Here is a 21,370-nt window from a genome sequence, read left to right on the forward strand (position 1 = left end):
TAACAGTTTCGGGCGCCGGGCTACTTCGGCGGGCGTGCTCGCAGCAAGTTGTCGCCCTGCCATTTGATGCGGTCGCAGTTGCTTTTGACCCGCACTGCGAATTCCGACGGGGAGTTGAGTTGCAGCGCGCGCATCTGGATCGCATCGCTATCCCCGCGCTGCCAGCCCGACTGCCAGCGCGTATCGAACTGGCTGGCTTCGGTCAGGACCTTTCTGAGTTTCTCCTTGTACTCGACCACGTCCTGCTCGGAGCCTCCGCAGAATTCTTTGGCAAAGCGGGCGCGCTGGCCCGCGGCTTCCGCGCTGCCGTTGGCGCTATCTTCGCTGGCTAACACGGATCGCGGCTGGGCCAGCAGCAGAAGCGACAAAAGCAGCGCCAGTACGGGTGCCAGCGCAACCAGGGCGTGATAGCGAGACCGGTTTTTATACACGATTGCCTCCTTGTGGCCGTCCTCCGGCGCCGCAATGAAGCGCATGTGTGCAGCGACGGAGCGTGCTGCCCCCATATTACCGTGTATAGCTATAGACGCCCGGCCAGCGCTACTTACGGCGCATTGGTCAGCGCCGGATCGAGATAGGCGCTCACGTTCTGCGATTGCTTGTAGACCGCGTTGCGTACATTGAACTTGTCCGCGTTCACGCTCGAACCGTACACCGAGTCCAGCCCGTCACCTTTGACGAAGGCCTTCCTCGCCGCCGTCGCGTCGAGCAGGTGCGTGCCTTTCAGCAACGGCAGATATTGGGCCGGCGTCAGGCCGACGCGCGCGGACATGATCTTGACGGCATCCGGTTGCGTCTTTGGATCGTTGATGTAAGCCACGCAGCGATACCAGACCTTGATCACCTTGACCCAGTCGGCCTTGCGCGACTGCAGACTGACCGGATTGACCGTGATCGCGTCGTAGATCAGCCCTGGCGCGTCGGCCGAGGTGAAGATCGGACGTGAGCCCGGCACGCGCTTGAGTGCCTCGCCCGCGTTCGGTTGCCATGCGCCGACCGCTGCGACGTCGCCGGACGACGCCAGCACTTGCGGCAACTCATTCGTCTTCGCGTTGACGAGCGTGATGTCCGATTCCTTGAGCGCATGCTTTTCGAGCGCCGTGTCCAGCAACAGGTGATCGACCAGACCCATTTCGACGCCGACCTTCTTGCCCTTGAGTCCGGCCACGGTGCGAATGGGTGGCTTGGCCACGATCATGTCGTTGCCGCTCGAGTAGTCGGTCAGGAGAATCATCACGTTTTTGGCGCCGCTTGCGCCGGTGACCAGCGCATCGCCGTTGGTTGCGCCGACCGCGTCGAGCTTGCCGGCGGAGAACGCATCGAGCGAAGCCGAGTAGTCGAACCACTGGAAATTGACATCCACGCCGGCTTCCTTGAACCAGCCTTTGTCGATGGCAACCTGGAACGCGACGAAGCCGGGCCAGTCGCTATAGCCGATGGCGAGGGGTGTGGCGGCTTGTGCAGGCGCGGCGGCGAAGCCGATGGCGACCGCGGCGGCAGCGCCGGCGATCGCGCCACGCACACGGCGCGACGAGGCAAGGCTGCTCAGTAAGGTGAGGGACGTACGGGCGGATTCGAAGCGTTTCATCGTTTTCTCCAGGAGACCGGTCAATTGCGATTGTTGAGTTGGATCGCGCGGCGACTGCGCGATAAAACAACATGACCGATTCCCGCGAGAATCCGATTGGTGCGGACACTGTGCGAAAACTGCGGGAGACAAACGCCGGCCACGGAGAGGCACGATAGGCATCGCTATCGCCAATCTCCCGGGCTTTTGTCCCGCCGTGTAGTGCGGCCAGCTCGTTCCCGGATCAAGTCCGAATCGAACGAACAGGTGCACCGGGCTGCTCTCGGACCAGACATTCTCGCGAACCGGAACCCTAGCATCCCTAAGATGCGACGCTGCCGCACCTCTCGGCAATTAATCTAGCGAGAAATATGCCAGCCGGATTGCGCGATGCCTCGGAGTGCTTGTTATGCGAATGCTTCAACGCAGACGTGGCGTCAAAGGCTCAATCCAAGGTGGCAAAACGCTGATGCACGTAGGCGAGAAACTGCTCGAGGCGTTCCTCGATCGAGGCCGCGAGACTGATCCGTTTGATGCGGCGATCCGCTTCGGAACTCGTCTCCAGCAGCCAGCCGGCGTCGATCAGCTCCTGTACATAGCGCACCGCGGTGCGGCGGCTCACGCCAGGCATGAACTCGTAGAGCGCCGTCTTGGCGAAGTCATCTTCCGGTTCGACCCACATCCGGCAAAACAGATCGCTGTAGTTGAGGTCGTTCAGCCCCAGGTCGCCGAAATGCGAGGACCACTGCCAGTCCATGTCGAGAATGGCGCGCGCGACGGCTTGCCCCTTGTTACGCGCAAGTTTCTTCTTCATCGATTCACCACGAGGAGGAGGGGTGCACAGTTTAAGTGCGAATCGCGCCGGAAATCGGGCGCGCCAGAATTATGCATGGCGCAGCCGAGATATTTTATTGGCGAAGGAATTTCGTGTGTACCATTGCATGCAATTTTGCATGTAATTGGAGACGCGATGAAATTCGAACTGTTCAAGACGTTCTGGGGATTCGACGGCGGTCCGCATGATGCGGCGCCAATGGTACGTGCCGCCGGGTTCGACGGTATCGAAGCGCCGGTTCCGACGGGTGGGGTTGAGCGTGAAGCGTTTGCGCAGGCAATCGCGGATGAACGTCTCGAGTTCATTGCGGAAATTACGACGGCGGGCAGTTATGTGCCGGAACGGTCCGCCACGCCGGCGGACCACTTGCGCGACTTCGAGGAAAAAATCATATGGGGCAAGCCACTCAAGCCACGCTTTTTCAATGTGATGGCGGGCTGCGACGCATGGCCGGCCGCCACACAGGTGGATTTCTTCACGCGCGCGGTGGAAATCGCCGCGAAGCACGAGGTGATCTGCAGCTTCGAGACGCATCGCGGCCGCTCGTTCTACAACCCATGGATTACCCGCGACGTCGCGCGTGCCGTGCCGGACCTCAAGCTGACTTGCGACTTCAGCCATTGGGTATCGGTGTGCGAGCGTCTTCTCGACAGCGAGTGGGACACGATCCTCGAGCTTGCGCCGCATGCGCATCATCTGCACGGGCGTGTTGGCTATCCGCAAGGTCCGCAGGTGCCGCATCCGGCTGCACCTGAGTACGCGGACTGCCTCGCCTCGCATCAGCGGATCTGGGAGGCGCTGTGGAGCGCGCAGGTCGATAGGGGCTATACGACCACGACGATGACACCCGAGTTCGGCCCCGACGGTTATCTGCACACTTTGCCGTTCACGAATGCTCCGGTGGCCGATCTATGGGAGATCAACACGTGGATGGGGCGCGAAGAGCGACGTCACATCGCGGCGTTTCTTGCCGGACGTGAGGCGCGTGGCGGCCTGCAAACCGAATCGCAAGCGAACCTGTCCGCGCAAATGCATTCGCCGACTCAATCGCCCACCGAACCGCAGCCCGTATAAGCCAAGCTCATGAGCCAATCCCACACGCGTTTCGACCGTCTGCCCATCGTCGACGTCAGCGGCCTTTTTAGCGATGATCCCGACCAGCGTCTTGCAACCGCCCGCGAACTCGACCGCGCGGCGCGTGACGCGGGTTTTTTCTACGTCACCGGCCATCAGGTCTCGCGTGCACAGCAAGCTGCGCTAATAGATCAGGCCAAGCAGTTCTTCGCCGCCCCCGACGACTGGAAGATGCGCTATTACATCGGCAAATCGACTGCGCATCGTGGCTATGTACCCGAAGGCGAAGAGGTTTTCGCAGGCGGCAAGCGCGACAGGAAGGAAGGTTTCGACACGGGCCGGGAACTGCCGCCCGACGACCCGGATGTCCGGGCCGGCACGCCGATGCTCGGGCCGAATTTGTGGCCCGAGCAGCCAGGCTTTCGTGAAGCGATCGGCGGCTACTACGAGGCGGCGTTCGCGCTCGGCCGCGCGTTGTTCCGGGGCTTCTCGCTTGCACTCGGCTTGCCGGAGACGCATTTCGACAGCTATTTGCAGAAACCCCCGAGCCAACTGCGCCTGCTTCACTATCCCTTCGACCCGTCCGCGGAAGACCGGCCGGGCATCGGTGCGCATACCGACTATGAGTGCTTCACGATCCTGCTGCCGACGGCCCCTGGCCTCGAAGTGATGAACGGCGAGGGTGAGTGGATCGACGCGCCACCGGTCGACAACGCGTTTGTCGTGAACATCGGCGACATGCTGGAGGTATGGACGGGCGGTACGTACGTGGCGACGTCACATCGCGTGCGCAAGGTGAGGGAAGAGCGCTACTCGTTTCCGCTCTTCTTTGCCTGCGACTACCGCACCGTGGTTGCGCCACTGCCGCAGTTTGCAACACCCGAGGCGCTGGCGAAATACCCGCCGGTTTCGGCGGGAGATCATCTGTTCGCGCAGACGGCGCAGAGCTTTACCTATTTGAAGCAGCGCCTCGAGCGCGGTGAGTTGGTGTTGCCGGAGGGGTCGAAGGGGTTGGCGAGCTTTGGGCAGCAGGCTCGTTATGCGGGTACTGAGCAGGATGTTGCCTGACTGATGGCACTCATTGAGGCCGTGTGTGTGGCCGCCCCGGAAGCGCGTTTAGTGCTGGTTATCTGGCCGGAACGCGCTTGCAAGACACAGGTTCTCAACTAACGCGCAGCCTAGTCTACGAGCGGCGCCGTTGCTTTTGCAGTTCGATGAAACGTGCCGACATCAGCGTGTAGAGCGTGCGGCGAAGCGTGGCAAGCGTGAGCATGGTCGGATGAGGGCGGTGAAGTGTGTGACGCCTTATCACGCACACACCGTGCCATCGTGCAGAGCCCCTACGACCTGTGATAAACGTAATCGCGCGGCCCAATCATGGTGCTTCGCGCATTCAACTGGTGCCGGTTTGCCCTCGGCCGTGGTGCGTGCGCCATCAAGCCAATGAACCTCTGCTTGCCGCATTGTGCCGCCGATACCATTCAATCCCTTGCCACAATGCGCCTGCGGCCTCAGCAACATCACGCTGGCACGCAACTCGCTTAGCTACGCAGCGAGAGGTGCGAAGTAATTTGCATCATCTTCAGGATCGCTAGGGTTCCGGTCGTACCGCTTTAAAGGCTTCCAGAAGGCTTCAAAGCGCACACACGATGTCTGGTCCGAGAGCAATCCGGTCTTGCCGTTCACCTTCTTTCAAGGCGCCGGCGAGGCTCCACGGAGGGATAAAAGCCCGGGAGGTCGCGATGTCGGTCAATCGCCCTCTCATGCTTTTTCCCAACCGATACCTGGAGCCTCCATGTCGACGCAAACCTCAGTCGATCTCGCACCGATCCCGCATGTGTTGTGGGAAACAGTGATTCCTGCCGGCACGCATTGGTCCGGCGTGCTGCGCCGTGGCATGGCGCTGCGCATCGTCGATCCCGAGGGCGGCGCCAATCTGGCCGCCGTGTTCTACCGGCACGACGAACCGCTCGAACGCTACAACATGGCCGATACCTTGAAGGCACAACACACCGCGCATCTGACACGCGGTCACGTGCTCTATTCGGATATGGGCCGCGTCATGGCGTCGATCACCGCCGATACGCTCGGCTGGCACGATCCGCTAGGCGGCCTCGGCGACGCCGAACTGTTCGCCGACAAATACGGCGCGGCCAGCTATCAGCAACATCGCAATGCGATGGTCCGCAACGGCCGCGACAGCCTCTTGCTCGAACTGGCCAAACACGGTCTGGGCACGCGCGATCTCGTCGCCAATATCAACTTTTTCAGCAAGCTCGCGATCGGTGAGGATGGCTCGCTCGACTTCGTCGCGGGACATTCCGCTGCCGGCGCGACCTTCGATCTGCGCTTCGAAATGGACACGCTCGCCGCGTTTTCGAGCGCACCGCATCCGCTGAACCCTTCCTCCGAATACGAACCGAGACCCGTCAAGCTGATCGCGTATCGCGCGTACGCCGCCGACGCCTCCGTACCGGCTGACGATCCTTGCCGCTCCGCCTGTCCTGAGAACGGGCGCGGCTTCGTCAACACCGATCGTCTGTTCGTTTAAGGAGACCCGCGATGCCTATCATCGAAAGCAAACTCGACATCCGTCACGCGGTCTACGACCTCACGCTGCCCTCCGGCGAGCCGTGGCTGCATGAAATCAAACGCGGCCAACTGTTCCGCATTCTCGACCTGGAAGGCAATCAGGCCGTCGACACGCTGTTCTACAACAGCGCCGATCCGCTCGAACGCTACAGCGCGCAGGACACGATTCGCGCGCAACGCAATCTCTATCTGTCCGCGGGCAGCGTGCTGATGTCGAACTTGGGCAAGCCGATGCTGACCATCGTCGCGGACACCTGCGGGCGTCACGACACGCTCGGCGGAGCCTGTGCCGCCGAGAGCAACACGGTGCGTTACGCGCTCGACAAACGCTATATGCATAGCTGCCGCGACAGTTTCCTGCATGCTATTACGCATTGCACCTGCGGCGTGGGCACGCAGCTCACCAAGCGCGACATCGTCAGCAATATCAACTTTTTCATGAATGTGCCGGTGACACCACTCGGCAAACTGACCTTCGAAGACGGCATTTCGGCACCGGGTAAATACGTCGAGATGCGCGCCGAGATGGACGTGACCGTACTGATCTCGAACTGTCCGCAGTTGAACAATCCGTGCAACGGCTACAACCCGACGCCCGTGCGGCTGACCATCTGGGACGCCCAATGACATTCGACAAAGTCCTGATTGCCAATCGCGGCGAAATTGCCTGCCGTGTGATTCGCACGCTCAAACGCCTCGGCATTGCGTCGGTTGCGGTCTATTCAAAGGCCGATCGCCACGCCATGCACGTGATGCTCGCTGACGAATCGATCTGCATCGGCCCGGCGGTGGCGGCCGCCAGCTATCTGAATAGCGCAGCGATTCTCGAGGCGGCGCGTGCGACCGGCGCGAATGCCGTGCATCCCGGCTACGGTTTTCTCTCGGAGAATGCGGCTTTCGCGCAGGCCTGCGAAGACGCGGGCATCCGTTTCATCGGGCCGCGCCCCGCGCAGATGCGTGAATTCGGCTTGAAGCACACGGCACGTGAACTGGCACGAGCGAACGACGTGGCGCTACTACCCGGCACCGGCCTACTGCCTGATGTAACTGCCGCGCTAAGCGAGGCCGAATCGATCGGCTATCCCGTGATGCTGAAAAGCACCGCGGGCGGCGGCGGCATCGGCATGTCGCTGTGCCGCGATGCGGCACAACTGGAGAGCGTGTTCGCATCGGTCGCCCGGCTTGGCGAGGCCAACTTCGCGAACGCGGGTGTCTACATCGAGAAATTCGTCGAGAACGCGCGCCATATCGAAGTGCAGATTTTTGGCGACGGCCGGGGCGGCGTGATCGCGCTCGGCGAACGCGACTGCTCGGTGCAGCGGCGCAATCAGAAGGTGATCGAGGAAACGCCCGCACCCGGTCTGACACAAGCGGAACGCGCGGCGTTGCATGCGAGTGCCGTGCGCCTCGCGCAGGCTGTGAAGTATGAATCAGCCGGCACGGTCGAGTTCGTATTCGACGCCGACACGCGGCGCTTCTATTTCCTCGAGGTGAACACGCGGCTGCAGGTCGAGCATTGCGTTACGGAGGAGGTGACGGGTGTCGACCTGGTCGAGTGGATGATTCGTCAGGCAGGGGGCGCACTTGCGCCGCTCGACACGCTGGTTGCGACGCCCAGCGGGGCGAGCATCCAGGTCCGCTTGTACGCTGAAGATCCGCACAAGCAGTTTCAGCCGAGCGCGGGCGTGCTGACCCACGTCGCTTTCTCCGCCGATGCGCGGGTCGACACCTGGGTCGATGCAGGCACCGAAGTCAGCGCGTTTTACGACCCGCTGCTCGCGAAGATCATCGTCAAGGGCGCAACACGCGATGCCGCGCTCGCCGCCATGCGCGCCGCGTTGGCGCAAACCCAGTTGTACGGCATCGAGACGAACCTCGACTATCTGCGCGCCATCGCCGGTTCGGCGACCTTCGCGCGCGGCGAGCAAACCACCGCCTTCCTCACGCGCTTCGTGTTCGCGCCGCACACTATCGACGTGCTCGACGGCGGCGTGCAGACCACCGTGCAGCAGACGCCGGGACGGGTTGGCTACTGGGACATCGGCGTGCCACCGTCGGGCCCCATGGACGATCTGTCGTTCCGCCTTGCCAACGAACTGCTCGGCAATCCGGCCGACGCGGCGGGACTCGAATGCGCGATGGTCGGCGCGACACTGCGCTTCAACACCGCGACGCTGTTCGTGCTGGGCGGCGCGCCGCTCGCCGCCACACTCGACGGCCAACCGGCCACGCTCTGGCAGGTCACGCGGGCACCGGCGGGTTCGGTGCTCAAGCTCGGCGGCGTGACCGGCGCGGGCATGCGTGCCTGTCTCGCGCTCAAGGGCGGCTTGCAGGTGCCGGATTATCTCGGCAGCAAGGCCACCTTCACGCTGGGCCAATTCGGCGGCCACGCGGGGCGCGCCTTGCGCAAGGGCGACGTGCTGCATCTTGCCGCCGACGCAGGTCGCGGCGAAGCGGGCGCGCAACTCGATCCGGCGCGCGTGCCGGCGCTGACGCACGACTGGACCCTCGGCGTGCTCGACGGTCCCCACGGTGCACCGGACTTCTTCACGCCCGACGACATCGCGATGCTGTACGGCACGCGCTGGACGGTTCACTACAACTCAAGCCGCACAGGCGTCCGGCTGATCGGCCCGAAGCCGCAATGGGCGCGCACGGACGGCGGCGAGGCCGGGCTGCATCCGTCGAATATTCACGACAACGCGTATGCGGTCGGCGCGGTCGATTTCACCGGCGACATGCCGGTGATTCTCGGCCCGGACGGTCCGAGCCTCGGCGGTTTCGTCTGTCCAGTAACCGTGGTGGGCGACGAGCTATGGAAGCTCGGGCAACTGCGGCCGGGGGATGCGGTGCGGTTCGAACCGGTACGCGCGCAAGCGCTGTCGATGGCGTCTGCGGCACCTACAGCAACCGCAGCAACGACAAACCTCAACGCTCACGATTGCATTCTCTACAGCGATCCATCGGCCGGTGAGGGCACGGGCGTGGTCTACCGCCGCTCCGGCGATCAGAACGTGCTGGTCGAATACGGCCCGCTTATGCTGGACCTGAACTTGCGCTTTCGCGTGCATGCGTTGATGAACTGGCTCGATGCACACCGGCTGCCCGGCATCGTCGATCTCACGCCGGGCATCCGTTCGCTGCAGGTGCATTTCGACCCGCGCACGCTGTCGCACGACACCTTGCTCGCGCATCTTCAGCAGGCCGAGCGCGAACTGCCCGCCGTCGACGAGATGCGCGTGCCGAACCGCATCGTGCATCTGCCGCTGTCATGGGACGACCCGTCGACGCGGATCGCGATCGAACGCTACATGCAGTCGGTGCGGCCCGATGCGCCGTGGTGCCCGAGCAATATCGAGTTCATTCGCCGCATCAACGGTCTGGATAGCATCGACGACGTGAAGCGCATCGTCTTCGACGCGCGTTACCTGGTGATGGGTCTCGGCGACGTCTATCTCGGCGCGCCGGTGGCGACGCCGCTCGATCCGCGCCACCGGCTCGTCACGACCAAATACAACCCGGCGCGCACCTGGACGCCGGAGAATGCGGTGGGAATCGGCGGCGCCTATCTGTGCGTGTATGGCATGGAAGGGCCGGGCGGCTATCAGTTTGTCGGCCGCACCGTGCAGATGTGGAACCGCTATCGCACCACGCGCGAATTCGAAGCCGGCAAGCCGTGGCTGCTGCGGTTTTTCGACGAGATCCGCTTCTACGAAGTCAGCGAGGCCGAGTTGGCCGAGCTGCGCGCCGACTTCATCGCAGGTCGCGCGAGTCTGGAGATCGAGGAATCGGTGTTCGACCTCGGCGCGTACAACCGCTTCTTGAAGGATGAAGCCGAATCGATCTCCGCCTTCAAACGCCTGCAACAGGCGGCGTTCGACGAAGAGCGCGAACGCTGGAACGCAGCGGGGCACGCCGAGTATGTCGGCGAGCAGGGCAGCGACGCGGGTTCGGCTACCGGCAACGGGGCGGACGACGCATTGGCGGCCGGTCAGCAGAGCATCGTCGCCGATGTCTCGGGCAGCGTCTGGAAACTGCTCGTCAGCGAAGGCGAACGCGTGAGCGAAGGGCAGGTAGTGGCAATCGTCGAATCGATGAAGATGGAAGTGTCCGTTGCCGTCACCGAAGACGGTGTGATCGAAACGATCGATTGTGCGGCCGGCGCGGCAGTTGTTGCGGGTCAGCGCTTGATGGTGCTGCGTGCCGACGTGGCGGCCGGGACCACCGAGGAGGCAACGTGCAAATGAAGCAAGCCGACGAACTGTTCAAATCGATGTTGCTTGTGGCGCTGCAGTCGCGCTGCAAGTCAGGCGGATCGAGTTCCGACACCGAACGCTGCCCCGGAGAATCCCATGACCGTAATTAACAGAAGCGACTGGTTCGCGGTGCGCCGCGAACTCTCCGCACGCGGCAAGTGGCTATTGGGCTTCGGCTCGTTTTTGTTGCCGGTTCTCGTATGGTGCATCGTCAGCTACGTGCCGTTCGTCTGGCATCCGCAGGTGCTGGTCGAGAGCCCGGGCAGCGTCGACTATTTCCAGCCCGGCATGCGCGTCGACAAGGACGTGTTCGCCGACGAACTGAGCCATGCGCAAGCCGGCCACACGGCATTGCCGACGGGCGAGCCGGTCAACCCGGTCTACCTGCCCGCGCCCCACGAAGTGCTGCGTGCGTTCTACACCGCGTTCACGACGCCCCCTGCGTCGCGCGACGGCGTATGGCTGCATCAAAGCCTGTGGCACAGCATTCAGGTGATCTTCTGGGGCTTTCTGCTGTCGTCGGTGATCGGCGTGCCAATCGGCATCGTCTGCGGGACTTACAGCGCGATTGCGCGGCTGCAGGAGCCGTTTTTCGAGTTCTTCCGCTACTTGCCGGCGCCCGCGTTCGGTGCGCTGATGGTGGCGATCCTCGGTATTTATGACGGTCCGAAGATTGCCATCATCGTGATCGGCACGCTGTTCCAGCAGGTGCTGATCGTGGCGAACACCACGCGCAAGCTGGAGTACGGCCTGTTCGAAGCGGCAATGACGCTCGGCACGAAGAAACTCAGGCTGCTAACGCATGTGGTGATTCCCGGCATCCTGCCCGACCTGTACCGCGACCAGCGCATCCTGCTCGGCTGGGCATGGACGTATCTGATCGTGGCGGAACTGGTCGGTACCAGTTCCGGTATCACGTGGTACATCACGCAGCAGGCGCGCTATGAGCATTTCGACAACGTCTATGCGGCGATCATGATGATCGGGATTATCGGACTCGGCACCGATCTCGTGCTGGCCTATGTCGGCCGCAAGCTGTTTCCGTGGGACCGCACGCTCAAGGCGTAGCGGGACCGATCGCGCCACGGCCTGATGCCACACATCGCAGCGCACAGCACCTCATTGCACCGCATTCAAGGATTCAATCATGTTAAATCCGCAACCGATTCCGTCATACCTTATCCAGTCCGAAGCGGTGCGTGAGCGTTTCGACCGCCTGAAGTCGCGCGAGGTGATCCTCGAAGTTCGCGATCTCGACAAGCGCTTCGAGAGCGCGCAAGGCGAGTGCACCGCATTGAACGGCATCAGCTTCAAAACGCATCGGCGCGAGTTCGTCTGCGTGATCGGACCGTCGGGCTGCGGCAAGTCGACCTTGATCCGCATTCTCGCGGGCCTCGAGCGGCAAACGAGCGGCAGCGTGTTGCTCGACGGCAAGCCGGTAGAGGGGCCCGGCGCCGATCGCGGCATGGTGTTCCAGGGCTACACGCTGTTTCCGTGGCTGACGGTCAAAAAGAACGTCATGTTCGGCTTGAAGATGAACGGCCACAGCAGCATGCACGCTGAGCGCGACGCGCTGCAATGGCTCGATCTGGTCGGTCTGACGAAGTTCGCCAACGCGTATCCGCATCAATTGTCCGGCGGGATGAAGCAGCGCGTGGCGATTGCTCGCGCGCTCGCGAACCGGCCGCGGATTCTGCTGATGGATGAGCCGTTCGGCGCGCTCGATGCGCAGACCCGCGCGAAGATGCAGACGCATTTGCTCGATATCTGGCGCAATATCGATGTGACCGTGCTGTTCATTACGCACGATCTGGACGAAGCGATTTTTCTCGCCGACCGCATCCTGGTCCTGAAGGCAAATCCCGGCGAGGTGCAGGAATTGATCGAGGTGCCGGTGCCACGTCCGCGCGACTATTCGCAGGCCACGTCGCCGGAATTTCTTGCTACCAAGGCGCGGCTCGAAGCACTGATTCATCCACCCACGGCTGCGGACGAGGAAGACGATGTCGTCAAGCCGCATATGGTCCGGATGACGGATGTGACGGATAACGTCGAGTAGGAACGCAGCGCGCTTGAGCCGGGAGTGGCCATTTGCCGTTGTGCGAACGGGTATGGCCGGCTGCCGTCCCCGGCCAACATTACCGAATCGTAATCACCAGACGCTCCGCTTGCCGGTATGATTTAGGGTCAAGCACAGCGGAGCACTCCCATGCGAATCCTGGTGATCGAGGACGAGCTCAAAACAGCGGCTTATCTGAAGAAAGGCCTGGAAGAATCCGGCTACGCGGTCGATGTCGCGAACGATGGCCCACAAGGGCTGCTCCTCGCGCAGGAAGAAGAGTACGACGTGATCGTGCTCGACGTGATGCTGCCCGGCATGGACGGCTGGACCGTCGTCAAGACCTTGCGCACCACGCGTACCACGCCGGTGCTGTTTCTCACCGCCCGTGACGACGTCGACGACCGCGTGCGCGGCCTCGAACTCGGCGCAGACGATTACCTCGTCAAGCCCTTCGCCTTCGTCGAATTGCTGGCCCGGGTGCGCACGCTGGCGCGCCGGGGGCCGCCGCGCGAAAGCGAACTGATCAAGGTGGGCGATCTGGAAATGGACGTCAATCGCCGGCGCGTGAAACGCGGCGGCGTGCGTATCGACCTCACGCCGCGCGAGTTTTCGCTGCTGCAGTTGCTTGCGCGCCGCCAGGGCGAAGTGCTGAGCCGCACGCAGATCGCGTCCTATGTGTGGGACATGAATTTCGACAGCGACACGAATGTCGTCGAAGTCGCGATCCGCCGGCTGCGCACCAAGATCGACGATAACTTTCCCGTCAAGCTGATTCACACGGTACGCGGCGTCGGCTATGTGCTCGAATTGAAGGACGCCGCTTGATGCGCCGCCGCTCGCTCGCCGCGACGCTTACACTTGCCTTCGGTGTCACCACGCTCGCGGTTTTCGTGCTCGCCGGGAGTTTTCTGTACCTTGCGCTGGGGAAGCAGATCCAGGCGCAGGACGACCTCGACATCGTGCTGGCGGCGCGCCACGCACGGCGGCTCGCCGAGGAGCTCGCTACGCCGAAAGGGATTCGCGAGCACGGTGACCGGTTGATCAGCATCGTGCTGGGCAATGAAGCGATGTCGATGGAGGTGTTCGGTCCCGATGGGCGTATGTCGATCGAACACAACGCCGGGGAGACGTTTGCGCCGCAGGGTGACGCGGCGACCGGGGCTGCCTCGGCAGTTTCAAATGCGCCTGATGCTTCCGTTGCACCCAATGCGGCAAGCGAAACGGGCGAAGGAGGCGCGGCAAGCGATATCCACGACCCCGGCGAGACCGCTGAAGCTGGCGGCGTCGAGACGATCGCCGCGCTGCCGCCGCTCACGCGCATTCCCGCTGCGGCGCGCATCACCGACGTGGATATCGGCAACTGGACCGGCCGCAACGGTGCACCGATCCGCGGCATCCTCGCGGACGCGCGGCTGCACGACGGCGACACCGCGACCGTGTTGATTGCGCGCAACATGAGCGACCGCTGGCGGCTACTCGACCGCTATCGCGACAAGCTCAACCTGGCAGGCGCAGCCGGCGTGATTCTGACGATGCTGCTGAGCTATCTGCTGATTCGTGCCGCCTTGCGGCCCTTGCGCGATATCGCGGCGAGTGCGGGCCTCGTTACGGTCAATCGCCTGAACACGCGGGTCACGGTGGCGCGCGTGCCGAGCGAACTTGAAGCACTGGTAAGCGCGCTCAATGCCATGCTCGAACGCGTCGATCACGGCTTTCAGCGCCTGTCGCGTTTCACGGCCGACCTCGCACACGATATGCGCACACCGATTAGCAACATGCGCGGCGCCGCCGAAGTCGCACTTGCCCGGCCACGCTCCACCGACGAATATGAATCCCTGCTCGCATCGAATCTGGAAGAGTGCGACCGGCTCTCCCGAATGATCGAAAACGTGCTGTTTCTTGCACGCGCCGAGCATCCGCAGTTCGTCAAACATATGCGCGCGTTCGAGGCGGGGCAGGAACTGACGCGGATCGCCGAATACTTCGAGGGCATCGCTGACGATGCGAATGTCAGGGTGCAGGTCACCGGTGCGGCGACGCTGACGGCGGATCTCGAACTGTTTCGTCGCGCCGTCAGCAATCTGCTCGCCAACGCGATTCGCTACACGCCACGCGGCGGCGAGATCGCGCTCGATGTTCGCGCATCGGCCGATTCGGTGCGTATCACCGTGTCGAACCAGGGGCAGCCGATCGCCGCCGAGCACCTCGAACGGATTTTCGACCGTTTCTATCGCGTCGATCCGTCGCGCAGCGCCTTGCCGTCGTCCGGTGTGTCGCAAGGGTCCACGGGTTCGACGGGGCTCGGGCTTGCCATCGTCCGCACAATCATGGAGTTGCACGGCGGCACGGTGCATGCGGAGAGCGACGCGCAGAGCACGCGGTTCGTGCTTACGTTCCGGCGGGTTTAGGGCCATCCCACGTCCCACCCAGCGCCTTTAACAACAGTACGCTCGATTCCAACTGCCGCGCCGCAATCTGATCCGCGGTGCGCTCGTTCGTCAGCGCGATGGTTTGCGCGGTCACCACATCGAGATAACTAACCGCGCCCGCGTTGAAGCGGTTTGTCGTGAGCCGCAGCGACAGATCCGCGGCCGTGGTCGCGCGCTGCTGGCAGGCGGCTTCGTCCGCGAGCGAATGCAAGGCGGACAGATTGTCCTCGACCTGCTGGAAGGCCACCAACACCGATTGCCGGTAGTCGGCGACCGTACCGTCGTATTGCGCCGTCGCGCCATGCAGAGTGGCCGTGCGCCGGCCGCCGTCGAACAGCGTGCCGGCGAGTTGCGATCCGAGCGACCAGAACAGACTCGGTGCGCTCAGCCATGGCGCGAAGAAGGTGCTTTCCAACCCAGCGCTTGCCGACAGCACCAGATCGGGGAAGAAGGCCGCGTGCGCCTCGCCGATCTGTGCATTCGCCGACGCCACGCGCCGTTCGGCAGCGGCAATGTCGGGGCGTCGTTCGAGCAGTTGCGACGGCACGCCTATGGGAATGGCCGGCGGCGTCGCAGCCGATCCGTTCGGCGGCAGCGTGAAGGTGGAGGCGGGCTCGCCGATCAGCGTGGCAATCGCATGCTGCATCTGCGCGCGCGTCACGTCGATGTCGGTGTCCTGCGTGCGCGTCGCTTCGAGTTGGGTGGTGGCCTGAGCGACCGCTGAGGCATCGATCGCGCCGTCTTTCAGTTGCTGCTGCAGCAGCTTCAAGGCGGCGGCGTAGGCGGTCACACTGTCGTCGAGCAGCTTCTTTTGCGTGTCGAGCGAGCGCAGAGAGAAATAGTCGACTGCGAGATCGGCGCTCATCGACAGACGCACGGCTTCGAGATCCGCTTCGCTCGCCTCAGCATCGGCCTTCGCGCTGGTCACGCTATCGCGCACGCGGCCGAACAGATCCGGCTCCCAGCTCGCCGATACGCCGGCCGAATAGTCGGGAATGGTCTTGCCCGCCAGCGCACGGTCCACGAGATTCTGCGAGGTTCTCGAACGATTCTGGGCGACACCGGCAGTGACGGTCGGGAAGAAACCGGCACGCTGGTAATCCACCATCGAGCGCGCTTGCTGCACCTGCGCGACCGCCTTGCGCACGGTCTGATTCGACACGTCGACGCGCGCTTCGAGCTGGTTCAGCACCGGATCGTTGAAGATCGTCCACCAGGGGCCCCGCGGTGCGGCGTCGGCAGGTGCGGCCTGGGTCCAGCCAGGCGCCGCGCCGGCGTACTGTGCGGGGATATCTGCGGTGGGGCGCTGGTACGGCGGCAAAGTCGAGCAGGCGCTCAGCAGTGCGCCGATCAGCGTGGCCACGATCGAACGGCGGAACAACGGGCGTGGAAGAGATATGGGAGACATTCGGCTCGTCCTTTCGATGACTGGCGCTCAGCTATGCGTGGCCGGCGCGATCTGCACGAGCTGGCCGGTACTCAGCGAATCGCCTGGGTTATCGATCACGCGGTCGGTCGCCGCGAGGCCTGTGGTGATTTCCACTTGCGTGCCGAAGTCGCGGCCGATGTGCACCGTCTTGAGCGCCGCACGGCCATTGCCGTCGACCACGGCGACCGTCACGCCGTCGGGGCGGAAGAGCAGGGCGCTCACCGGCAGATCGAGCGCCGGTGTGGTCGACTGCAACTGCAGATGCACCTGCACATAAGCACCTGGCATCACCGCGCCATCCTTGTTATCGACGTCGACCTCGACGCGCAGCGTGCGGCTCGACGGATCGATCGAGCCGGTTGTCCGCGCAACCTTTGCGGCGATGTGCCGTCCGGGATATTGCTGCGCGGTCAGATAAACGCCGGTCTCGGGCGTGACGTAGGGCGCGTCGTTCTGAGGCACGTCGACGAACACGCGTAGCACGCCGGTTTGCTGGATGTGAAACAGTTCGCCCGACATACCCGCCGTGCCGGGTGTGCCACCCGCCGTCACGAGTGCGCCGACATCGACGTTGCGCGCGGTGATCGTGCCGTCGAACGGTGCGGTGATCTTCTCGTACGACACCAGCTCGGCGAGATGGGCGACATTGGCCTGCGCCGACGCCAGCATCGCGCGACGCGCTTCCATGTCGCTGACTTTCGTATCGGCGTCCTGCTGCGCGACCGATTGCGTTTTCAGCATCTCCTGCCAGCGCTGCGCCGTGGTCTTCGCGAAGTCGAAGTTGGCCTGCGCGGTGGCTTCGTCGGCACGGGCCTGGCGCAGTTGTGCGTCGAGATCGGGCGCGTCGATCGTGGCGAGCGTCTGGCCGCTTTTCACCTGGGCACCGATGTCGGTGTTCCAGTGCCCGAGATAGCCGCTCGTGCGCGCATAGATCGATGCTTCGGCGAATGGTGTTACCGCGCCGGGCAGCAGCAACTCGTTGACGGCCGGCGCGGGGCGTGGCGCGACCACGGACACGCTGAGGACGCTTTGCGCTTGCGTCTGTTGTGTCAGCGCTGCGCTTGCGTGCAGACGCGGCACGATACCGACGATCAGCAACGCCGCTGCGAGGCCAGCCAATGCGAACGGCCACACGCGACGGCCCGGCTTCGGGCTTGAGGCCATGTTGGCGGCTCGATCAGCCTCAACAGCCGGTTCAGACCTGTCGCCGAGGTCCGGCGGAAGTGATGGATTGTTCATGAGCTAGTTCTCGTCGGAGTCAAAGTGTGCGGGCGGGAACGCGGGATTCTTCTGCGGCAGTGCGAGCCGCGCGGCGTTTGTCGAGCCACGCATGCACCATCCCGTAGACGACCGGAACAAACAGCAAGGTGGACACCGTGCCAAGCGCAAGGCCACCAATCACCGCGCGGCCGAGCGGCGCGTTCTGTTCGCCACCGTCGCCGAGGCCGAGGGCCATTGGCAGCATGCCGATCAGCATCGCGAGCGCGGTCATCAGCACCGGACGGAAGCGGCTGAAGCCTGCCTCGAGCGCGGCCTGCAGCGGCGGCTTGCCGCCGTGGTGGAATTCACGTGCGGTGTTGATTACAAGAATGCTGTTGGCCGTGGCAATGCCGATACACAGAATGGTGCCGGTCAGCGCCGGCACGCTAACGGTCGTGCCCGTGCTGAACAACATCCACGCAATCCCCGCGAGCGAGCCCGGCAAACCGCTGATGGTGATGAACGGATCGAGCCACGACTGAAAATTGACGACCATCAGCAGATAGACGAGGGCGATCGCGAACACGAGGCCGCTTGCGAGGCCGCTGAACGAGTCGTGCATCGCCTGCACCTGGCCGCGCACCACGATCGACGCGCCCGGCGGCAATTGCGGCCGGATCTGATCGACGAGGCGGTTCACGTCGGCCGCCACGCCGCCGAGGTCGCGCCCTTGCGCCGAAGCGAAAATATCGAGCACCGGCTGCACGTTGTAGTGCGAGACGACGGCTTGCTGGGAGGCGCGTGTCAGCGTGCTTATCGCGCCGAGCAGGTTCTGCGGAGCGGGGCCGTTGCCGGTTGCCGCAGCGGACGCCGTCGCCACGCCCGCACTTGCGCCACCGTTCTGCGCGACCGGAATATTGGCCAGCGCCTGCAGCGAGTTGATGTCGTACTGCGGCATCATCGCCATCAGCGGATAGCTGACGCCGTTGTGCGGATCGAGCCAGAAATTCGGCGTGGTCTGCGAACTGCCTGAGAGCGCGATCAGCAGGTTCTGCGACACGTCGCGTTGCAACAGGCCGGCCTGAATCGCTCGCGTACGGTCGACATTCACATTGATCGCGGGTTCGTCGCCCGGTTGCTGGATGCGCGCATCGACGAGACCGCGCACACCGCGCAGTTGAGCGAGCAAGCGGTTCGCCACGACGCGATTGGCGTCGAGCTTGTTGCCGACGATCTGGATATCGATCGGCGCAGGCAAACCGAAGTTGAGAATCTGGCTGACAATATCGGCGGGCAGGAAGGCAAACGTGACGCCGGGGAAATCTTTGGAGAGCGTCGTGCGCAGCGTCGCCACATAGGCAGCGGTGGGTTTGTGTCCGGCTGCTAGCGTGATCATCACGTCAGCGTCTTCCGGGCCGATCGGGTCGGATGAATCGTAGGTCAGGTTGATGCCGCTCACCGGCACGCCGATGTTGTCGAGCATGGCTGCGAGTTCCTGCTTCGGGATCATGCTGCGCACACGGGCTTCGACTTCATCGGTAATGCGCGCGGTGTCCTCGATACGCGTACCGGTCGGTGCACGCAGATGCAGGCGGATTTCGCCGGTATCGACAGCGGGGAAGAAATCCCGGCCGGAAAATGGCACCAGCGCGAGCGAGCCGATACACAGCAGCAGAAAGATCGCGATGAAACGGCGCGGGCTAGCAATAGCCGAACCGAGCACGCCGCGATAGCGTTCGCGCAACCTTTCGAAGCGATGTTCGAAGGCGGCCTGAAAGCGGATCAGGCGTGCAATCGGGCCGTTGCCCGTGACTGGCGCCTTGCTGCGCGCACGCATCAGATACATCGCGAGGGTCGGCACCAGCGTACGCGAGAAGAAATACGACGCGATCATCGCAAACACCACCGCTTCGGCGAGCGGCACGAATAGATAGCGGGCAACGCCGGAGAGCAGAAACATCGGCACGAACACGATGCAGATCGACAGTGTCGAGACGAAAGTCGGCACGGCAATTTCGCCCGAGCCGTTCAGAATCGCGTCGTGCAGCGGCTCGCCGTTCTCCAGATGGTGCGTGATGTTTTCGATCGCGACGGTGGCATCGTCGACGAGAATACCCACCGCGAGCGCGAGCCCGCCGAGCGTCATGATGTTGATGGTCTGGCCGAGCGCGGAAAGCGCGATCAGTGAGGTCAGTACGGCAAGCGGAATCGACACCGCAATGATCAGCGTGGCGCGCCAGCTGCCGAGAAACAGCAGGATCATCAATGCGGTCAGGGCTGCGGCGATCACTGCCTCACGCGCCACGCCCATCACGGCCGACTTCACGAACACCGATTGATCGGACAGCGCGGTGATATGCAAGGCGCTCGGCAAACCCGCCGCGATATGCGGCAGCATCGCCTTGACCTGCTGGATGATGGTCAACGTGGACGTGCTGCCGGATTTCTCGACGGTGAGCAATGCGGCGCGTTTGCCGTTGCTGCGCACGATGTTGGTTTGCGGCGCATAGCCGTCGCGCACATGGGCAACGTCGCGTACGTACACCACACCACCGGCCACCGTCTTGATGGGCAGGTCGTTCAGCGCGGCTACCGTGTCGGTGCTGCCGTTCATCTGCACGTTGTATTCCTTCGTGCCGATTTTGGCGGTGCCGCCCGGCAGAATCAGGTTCTGTGCGTTGACGGCGTTGACCACGTCGAGCGGGGCAAGCCCTTTAGCCTGCAGCGCGCGTGGATCGATATCGACCATGATCTGCCGTACCTTGCCACCGAACGGCAGCGGCACCGCCGCGCCTTGCACCGTCGCGAGTTGCGTGCGGATCTGGCTGTTGCCGAGGTCGTAGAGCTGCTGTTCGGACAGCGTGTCGCTGGAGAGTCCGAGCTGCAGGATCGGCACCGTCGACGCGTTGTACGTGATGATGTTCGGCGGCAGCGTGCCAGGCGGCAGCACGCGCAGGATCGACGCGGAATTGGAGGCCGCTTCGGCAATCGCGCGATTGATGTCCGCGCCGGGGTGGAAAAAGATCTTCACCACCGAGACGCCGTTCAGCGATTGCGATTCGATATGCTCGATATCGTCGACGTCGGAGGTCAGCGCGCGCTCGTAGTTCGAGGTGATGCGGTTGGCCATATCCTGGGCGGAAAAGCCGTTAAACGTCCAGACGATGCTGACCACCGGGATGTCGATGTTCGGAAAGATATCGGTCGGCGTGCGCAGTATCGCAAGAGGGCCGACGATAAAGATCAACACCGCGAGGACCACGAATGTATATGGGCGGCGCAGCGCGAGCTTGACGATCCACATGGCGGTTTCCTGAAAAGAGGCTGAGGGAGGCGCGCGGGTTTTTGATGCGCCTGATGGCGCGGGGCGCGGGCTTCTTCGTATGTCAGGAGTGTGGGGTTAGGGCGCTTACCGCTGATGGTCCGCTAGATTACCGTTCTGTTATCTGGGGTTTGGGTTTTTTGTTCTGATTTACGCGCGGTGCGTAGATAACAAAACGGTAATCCGAAGGTCAGTGCTCCGACAGATGAAATGGCAACAATGGGAAGCGTGGTTCAAGCCACTCACTTCTTGCACATCTTCGGAGAGACATCATGAAATTGCTTACCGCCATTGCTGTTGCTGCTCTTAGTCTGCCGTTTGGGGCTACTGCCTTTGCTCAATCTAGTCCGTCGGGATTGACCCGCGCTGAGGTCATTGCTCAGCTGAAGCAGGCTCAGGCTGAAGGGCTCGTGCCGGTGCGGAATAATGACTATCCGCCTTCGGCGACGGAGATTGCGCGGAATCGGGAGATTTATGCTATTCAGCATGGAGGGAATGGCGCTGACGCTACCAAGACGGCAGGTGTGCCAGCGGCTCAAACAGAGTCGGCGTCGAATTGATGCTGTGTCTGGACTCCCGCGGTGTTGGCCTTTCCTTGATTTGC

The 21,370-nt window shown here is 63.1% G+C and carries 16 protein-coding genes and 2 riboswitches; of the genes, 10 read left to right on the plus strand and 6 right to left on the minus strand.

All coding sequences use genetic code 11. The features are described from left to right. Positions 1-20 precede the first annotated feature (20 nt). The 3 genes from M0D67_RS17640 to M0D67_RS17650 all read right to left on the minus strand — a co-directional run bounded on the left by M0D67_RS17640 (position 21) and on the right by M0D67_RS17650 (position 2,381). On the minus strand, positions 21-476 hold the full coding sequence (locus M0D67_RS17640) for a hypothetical protein (protein ID WP_266239297.1): 456 nt from the start codon (positions 474-476) through the stop codon (positions 21-23). A gap of 68 nt (positions 477-544) precedes the next feature. Continuing rightward, the gene (locus M0D67_RS17645) at positions 545-1,588 is read right to left on the minus strand and encodes an ABC transporter substrate-binding protein (protein WP_266239298.1); all 1,044 of its coding nucleotides are present in this window, start codon (positions 1,586-1,588) and stop codon (positions 545-547) included. A gap of 173 nt (positions 1,589-1,761) precedes the next feature. After that, positions 1,762-1,895, minus strand: a riboswitch (guanidine-I (ykkC/yxkD leader). A gap of 117 nt (positions 1,896-2,012) precedes the next feature. Next, the gene (locus tag M0D67_RS17650) at positions 2,013-2,381 is read right to left on the minus strand and encodes a MarR family transcriptional regulator (RefSeq protein WP_266239299.1); all 369 of its coding nucleotides are present in this window, start codon (positions 2,379-2,381) and stop codon (positions 2,013-2,015) included. A 156-nt stretch (positions 2,382-2,537) separates the two neighbouring features. Between M0D67_RS17650 and M0D67_RS17655 the strand changes: the two genes are divergently transcribed. The 9 genes from M0D67_RS17655 (at position 2,538) to M0D67_RS17695 (ending at position 14,794) form a co-directional block, all read left to right on the plus strand. After that, positions 2,538-3,476, plus strand: a complete 939-nt coding sequence (locus M0D67_RS17655; RefSeq protein WP_266239300.1) for a sugar phosphate isomerase/epimerase — start codon at positions 2,538-2,540, stop codon at positions 3,474-3,476. 9 nt (positions 3,477-3,485) lie between these two features. Then, positions 3,486-4,544: an isopenicillin N synthase family oxygenase gene (locus tag M0D67_RS17660; RefSeq protein ID WP_266239301.1), complete on the plus strand. Its 1,059-nt coding sequence runs from the start codon at positions 3,486-3,488 to the stop codon at positions 4,542-4,544. 512 nt (positions 4,545-5,056) lie between these two features. Then, a riboswitch (guanidine-I (ykkC/yxkD leader) is annotated at positions 5,057-5,214 on the plus strand. A 57-nt stretch (positions 5,215-5,271) separates the two neighbouring features. Then, entirely contained in the window at positions 5,272-6,027 is a 756-nt protein-coding gene (locus M0D67_RS17665; protein ID WP_266239302.1) for an urea amidolyase associated protein UAAP1, read from the plus strand. An 11-nt stretch (positions 6,028-6,038) separates the two neighbouring features. Beyond that, positions 6,039-6,695: an urea amidolyase associated protein UAAP2 gene (locus tag M0D67_RS17670; protein ID WP_054042339.1), complete on the plus strand. Its 657-nt coding sequence runs from the start codon at positions 6,039-6,041 to the stop codon at positions 6,693-6,695. After that, positions 6,692-10,315 (plus strand): urea carboxylase, encoded by a 3,624-nt coding sequence (gene uca / locus M0D67_RS17675; RefSeq protein WP_266239303.1) that lies wholly within the window; start codon positions 6,692-6,694, stop codon positions 10,313-10,315. Before M0D67_RS17670 ends, uca begins: the two co-directional genes overlap by 4 nt. A gap of 105 nt (positions 10,316-10,420) precedes the next feature. After that, entirely contained in the window at positions 10,421-11,392 is a 972-nt protein-coding gene (locus M0D67_RS17680) for an ABC transporter permease (RefSeq protein WP_266239304.1), read from the plus strand. A gap of 79 nt (positions 11,393-11,471) precedes the next feature. Continuing rightward, positions 11,472-12,383: an ABC transporter ATP-binding protein gene (locus M0D67_RS17685; protein ID WP_171928386.1), complete on the plus strand. Its 912-nt coding sequence runs from the start codon at positions 11,472-11,474 to the stop codon at positions 12,381-12,383. A gap of 150 nt (positions 12,384-12,533) precedes the next feature. Beyond that, positions 12,534-13,211, plus strand: coding sequence for a heavy metal response regulator transcription factor (locus M0D67_RS17690; RefSeq protein ID WP_154565906.1), 678 nt, complete (start codon positions 12,534-12,536; stop codon positions 13,209-13,211). Next, the gene (locus M0D67_RS17695) at positions 13,211-14,794 is read left to right on the plus strand and encodes a heavy metal sensor histidine kinase (RefSeq protein ID WP_154565907.1); all 1,584 of its coding nucleotides are present in this window, start codon (positions 13,211-13,213) and stop codon (positions 14,792-14,794) included. Before M0D67_RS17690 ends, M0D67_RS17695 begins: the two co-directional genes overlap by 1 nt. On the opposite strand, the gene M0D67_RS17700 is transcribed toward M0D67_RS17695, so the two are convergent. The 3 genes from M0D67_RS17700 to M0D67_RS17710 are packed head-to-tail and all read right to left on the minus strand — an operon-like array spanning position 14,775 to position 20,748. Next, positions 14,775-16,223: an efflux transporter outer membrane subunit gene (locus tag M0D67_RS17700; protein ID WP_266239305.1), complete on the minus strand. Its 1,449-nt coding sequence runs from the start codon at positions 16,221-16,223 to the stop codon at positions 14,775-14,777. The two genes, M0D67_RS17695 and M0D67_RS17700, sit on opposite strands and share 20 nt — an antisense overlap. Positions 16,224-16,250: 27 nt before the next feature. After that, entirely contained in the window at positions 16,251-17,483 is a 1,233-nt protein-coding gene (locus M0D67_RS17705) for an efflux RND transporter periplasmic adaptor subunit (RefSeq protein WP_154565909.1), read from the minus strand. Positions 17,484-17,502: 19 nt separating this feature from the next. After that, positions 17,503-20,748, minus strand: a complete 3,246-nt coding sequence (locus M0D67_RS17710; RefSeq protein ID WP_266239306.1) for an efflux RND transporter permease subunit — start codon at positions 20,746-20,748, stop codon at positions 17,503-17,505. Positions 20,749-21,038: 290 nt separating this feature from the next. Here M0D67_RS17710 and M0D67_RS17715 point away from each other — a divergent pair, with 290 nt between their 5' ends. Further along, the gene (locus M0D67_RS17715; RefSeq protein ID WP_266239307.1) at positions 21,039-21,326 is read left to right on the plus strand and encodes a DUF4148 domain-containing protein; all 288 of its coding nucleotides are present in this window, start codon (positions 21,039-21,041) and stop codon (positions 21,324-21,326) included. Positions 21,327-21,370 lie beyond the last annotated feature (44 nt).

This window comes from Paraburkholderia sp. SECH4, from assembly GCF_030511745.1.
Lineage (GTDB): Bacteria > Pseudomonadota > Gammaproteobacteria > Burkholderiales > Burkholderiaceae > Paraburkholderia > Paraburkholderia madseniana.

Bases quoted from the DNA above. Each gene is read 5' to 3' on its own strand.
- M0D67_RS17640 (WP_266239297.1), bottom strand. From the start codon at position 476: ATGCGCTTCATTGCGGCGCCGGAGGACGGCCACAAGGAGGCAATCGTG.
- M0D67_RS17645 (WP_266239298.1), bottom strand. From the start codon at position 1,588: ATGAAACGCTTCGAATCCGCCCGTACGTCCCTCACCTTACTGAGCAGC.
- M0D67_RS17650 (WP_266239299.1), bottom strand. From the start codon at position 2,381: ATGAAGAAGAAACTTGCGCGTAACAAGGGGCAAGCCGTCGCGCGCGCC.
- M0D67_RS17655 (WP_266239300.1), top strand. From the start codon at position 2,538: ATGAAATTCGAACTGTTCAAGACGTTCTGGGGATTCGACGGCGGTCCG.
- M0D67_RS17660 (WP_266239301.1), top strand. From the start codon at position 3,486: ATGAGCCAATCCCACACGCGTTTCGACCGTCTGCCCATCGTCGACGTC.
- M0D67_RS17665 (WP_266239302.1), top strand. From the start codon at position 5,272: ATGTCGACGCAAACCTCAGTCGATCTCGCACCGATCCCGCATGTGTTG.
- M0D67_RS17670 (WP_054042339.1), top strand. From the start codon at position 6,039: ATGCCTATCATCGAAAGCAAACTCGACATCCGTCACGCGGTCTACGAC.
- uca (WP_266239303.1), top strand. From the start codon at position 6,692: ATGACATTCGACAAAGTCCTGATTGCCAATCGCGGCGAAATTGCCTGC.
- M0D67_RS17680 (WP_266239304.1), top strand. From the start codon at position 10,421: ATGACCGTAATTAACAGAAGCGACTGGTTCGCGGTGCGCCGCGAACTC.
- M0D67_RS17685 (WP_171928386.1), top strand. From the start codon at position 11,472: ATGTTAAATCCGCAACCGATTCCGTCATACCTTATCCAGTCCGAAGCG.
- M0D67_RS17690 (WP_154565906.1), top strand. From the start codon at position 12,534: ATGCGAATCCTGGTGATCGAGGACGAGCTCAAAACAGCGGCTTATCTG.
- M0D67_RS17695 (WP_154565907.1), top strand. From the start codon at position 13,211: ATGCGCCGCCGCTCGCTCGCCGCGACGCTTACACTTGCCTTCGGTGTC.
- M0D67_RS17700 (WP_266239305.1), bottom strand. From the start codon at position 16,223: ATGTCTCCCATATCTCTTCCACGCCCGTTGTTCCGCCGTTCGATCGTG.
- M0D67_RS17705 (WP_154565909.1), bottom strand. From the start codon at position 17,483: ATGAACAATCCATCACTTCCGCCGGACCTCGGCGACAGGTCTGAACCG.
- M0D67_RS17710 (WP_266239306.1), bottom strand. From the start codon at position 20,748: ATGTGGATCGTCAAGCTCGCGCTGCGCCGCCCATATACATTCGTGGTC.
- M0D67_RS17715 (WP_266239307.1), top strand. From the start codon at position 21,039: ATGAAATTGCTTACCGCCATTGCTGTTGCTGCTCTTAGTCTGCCGTTT.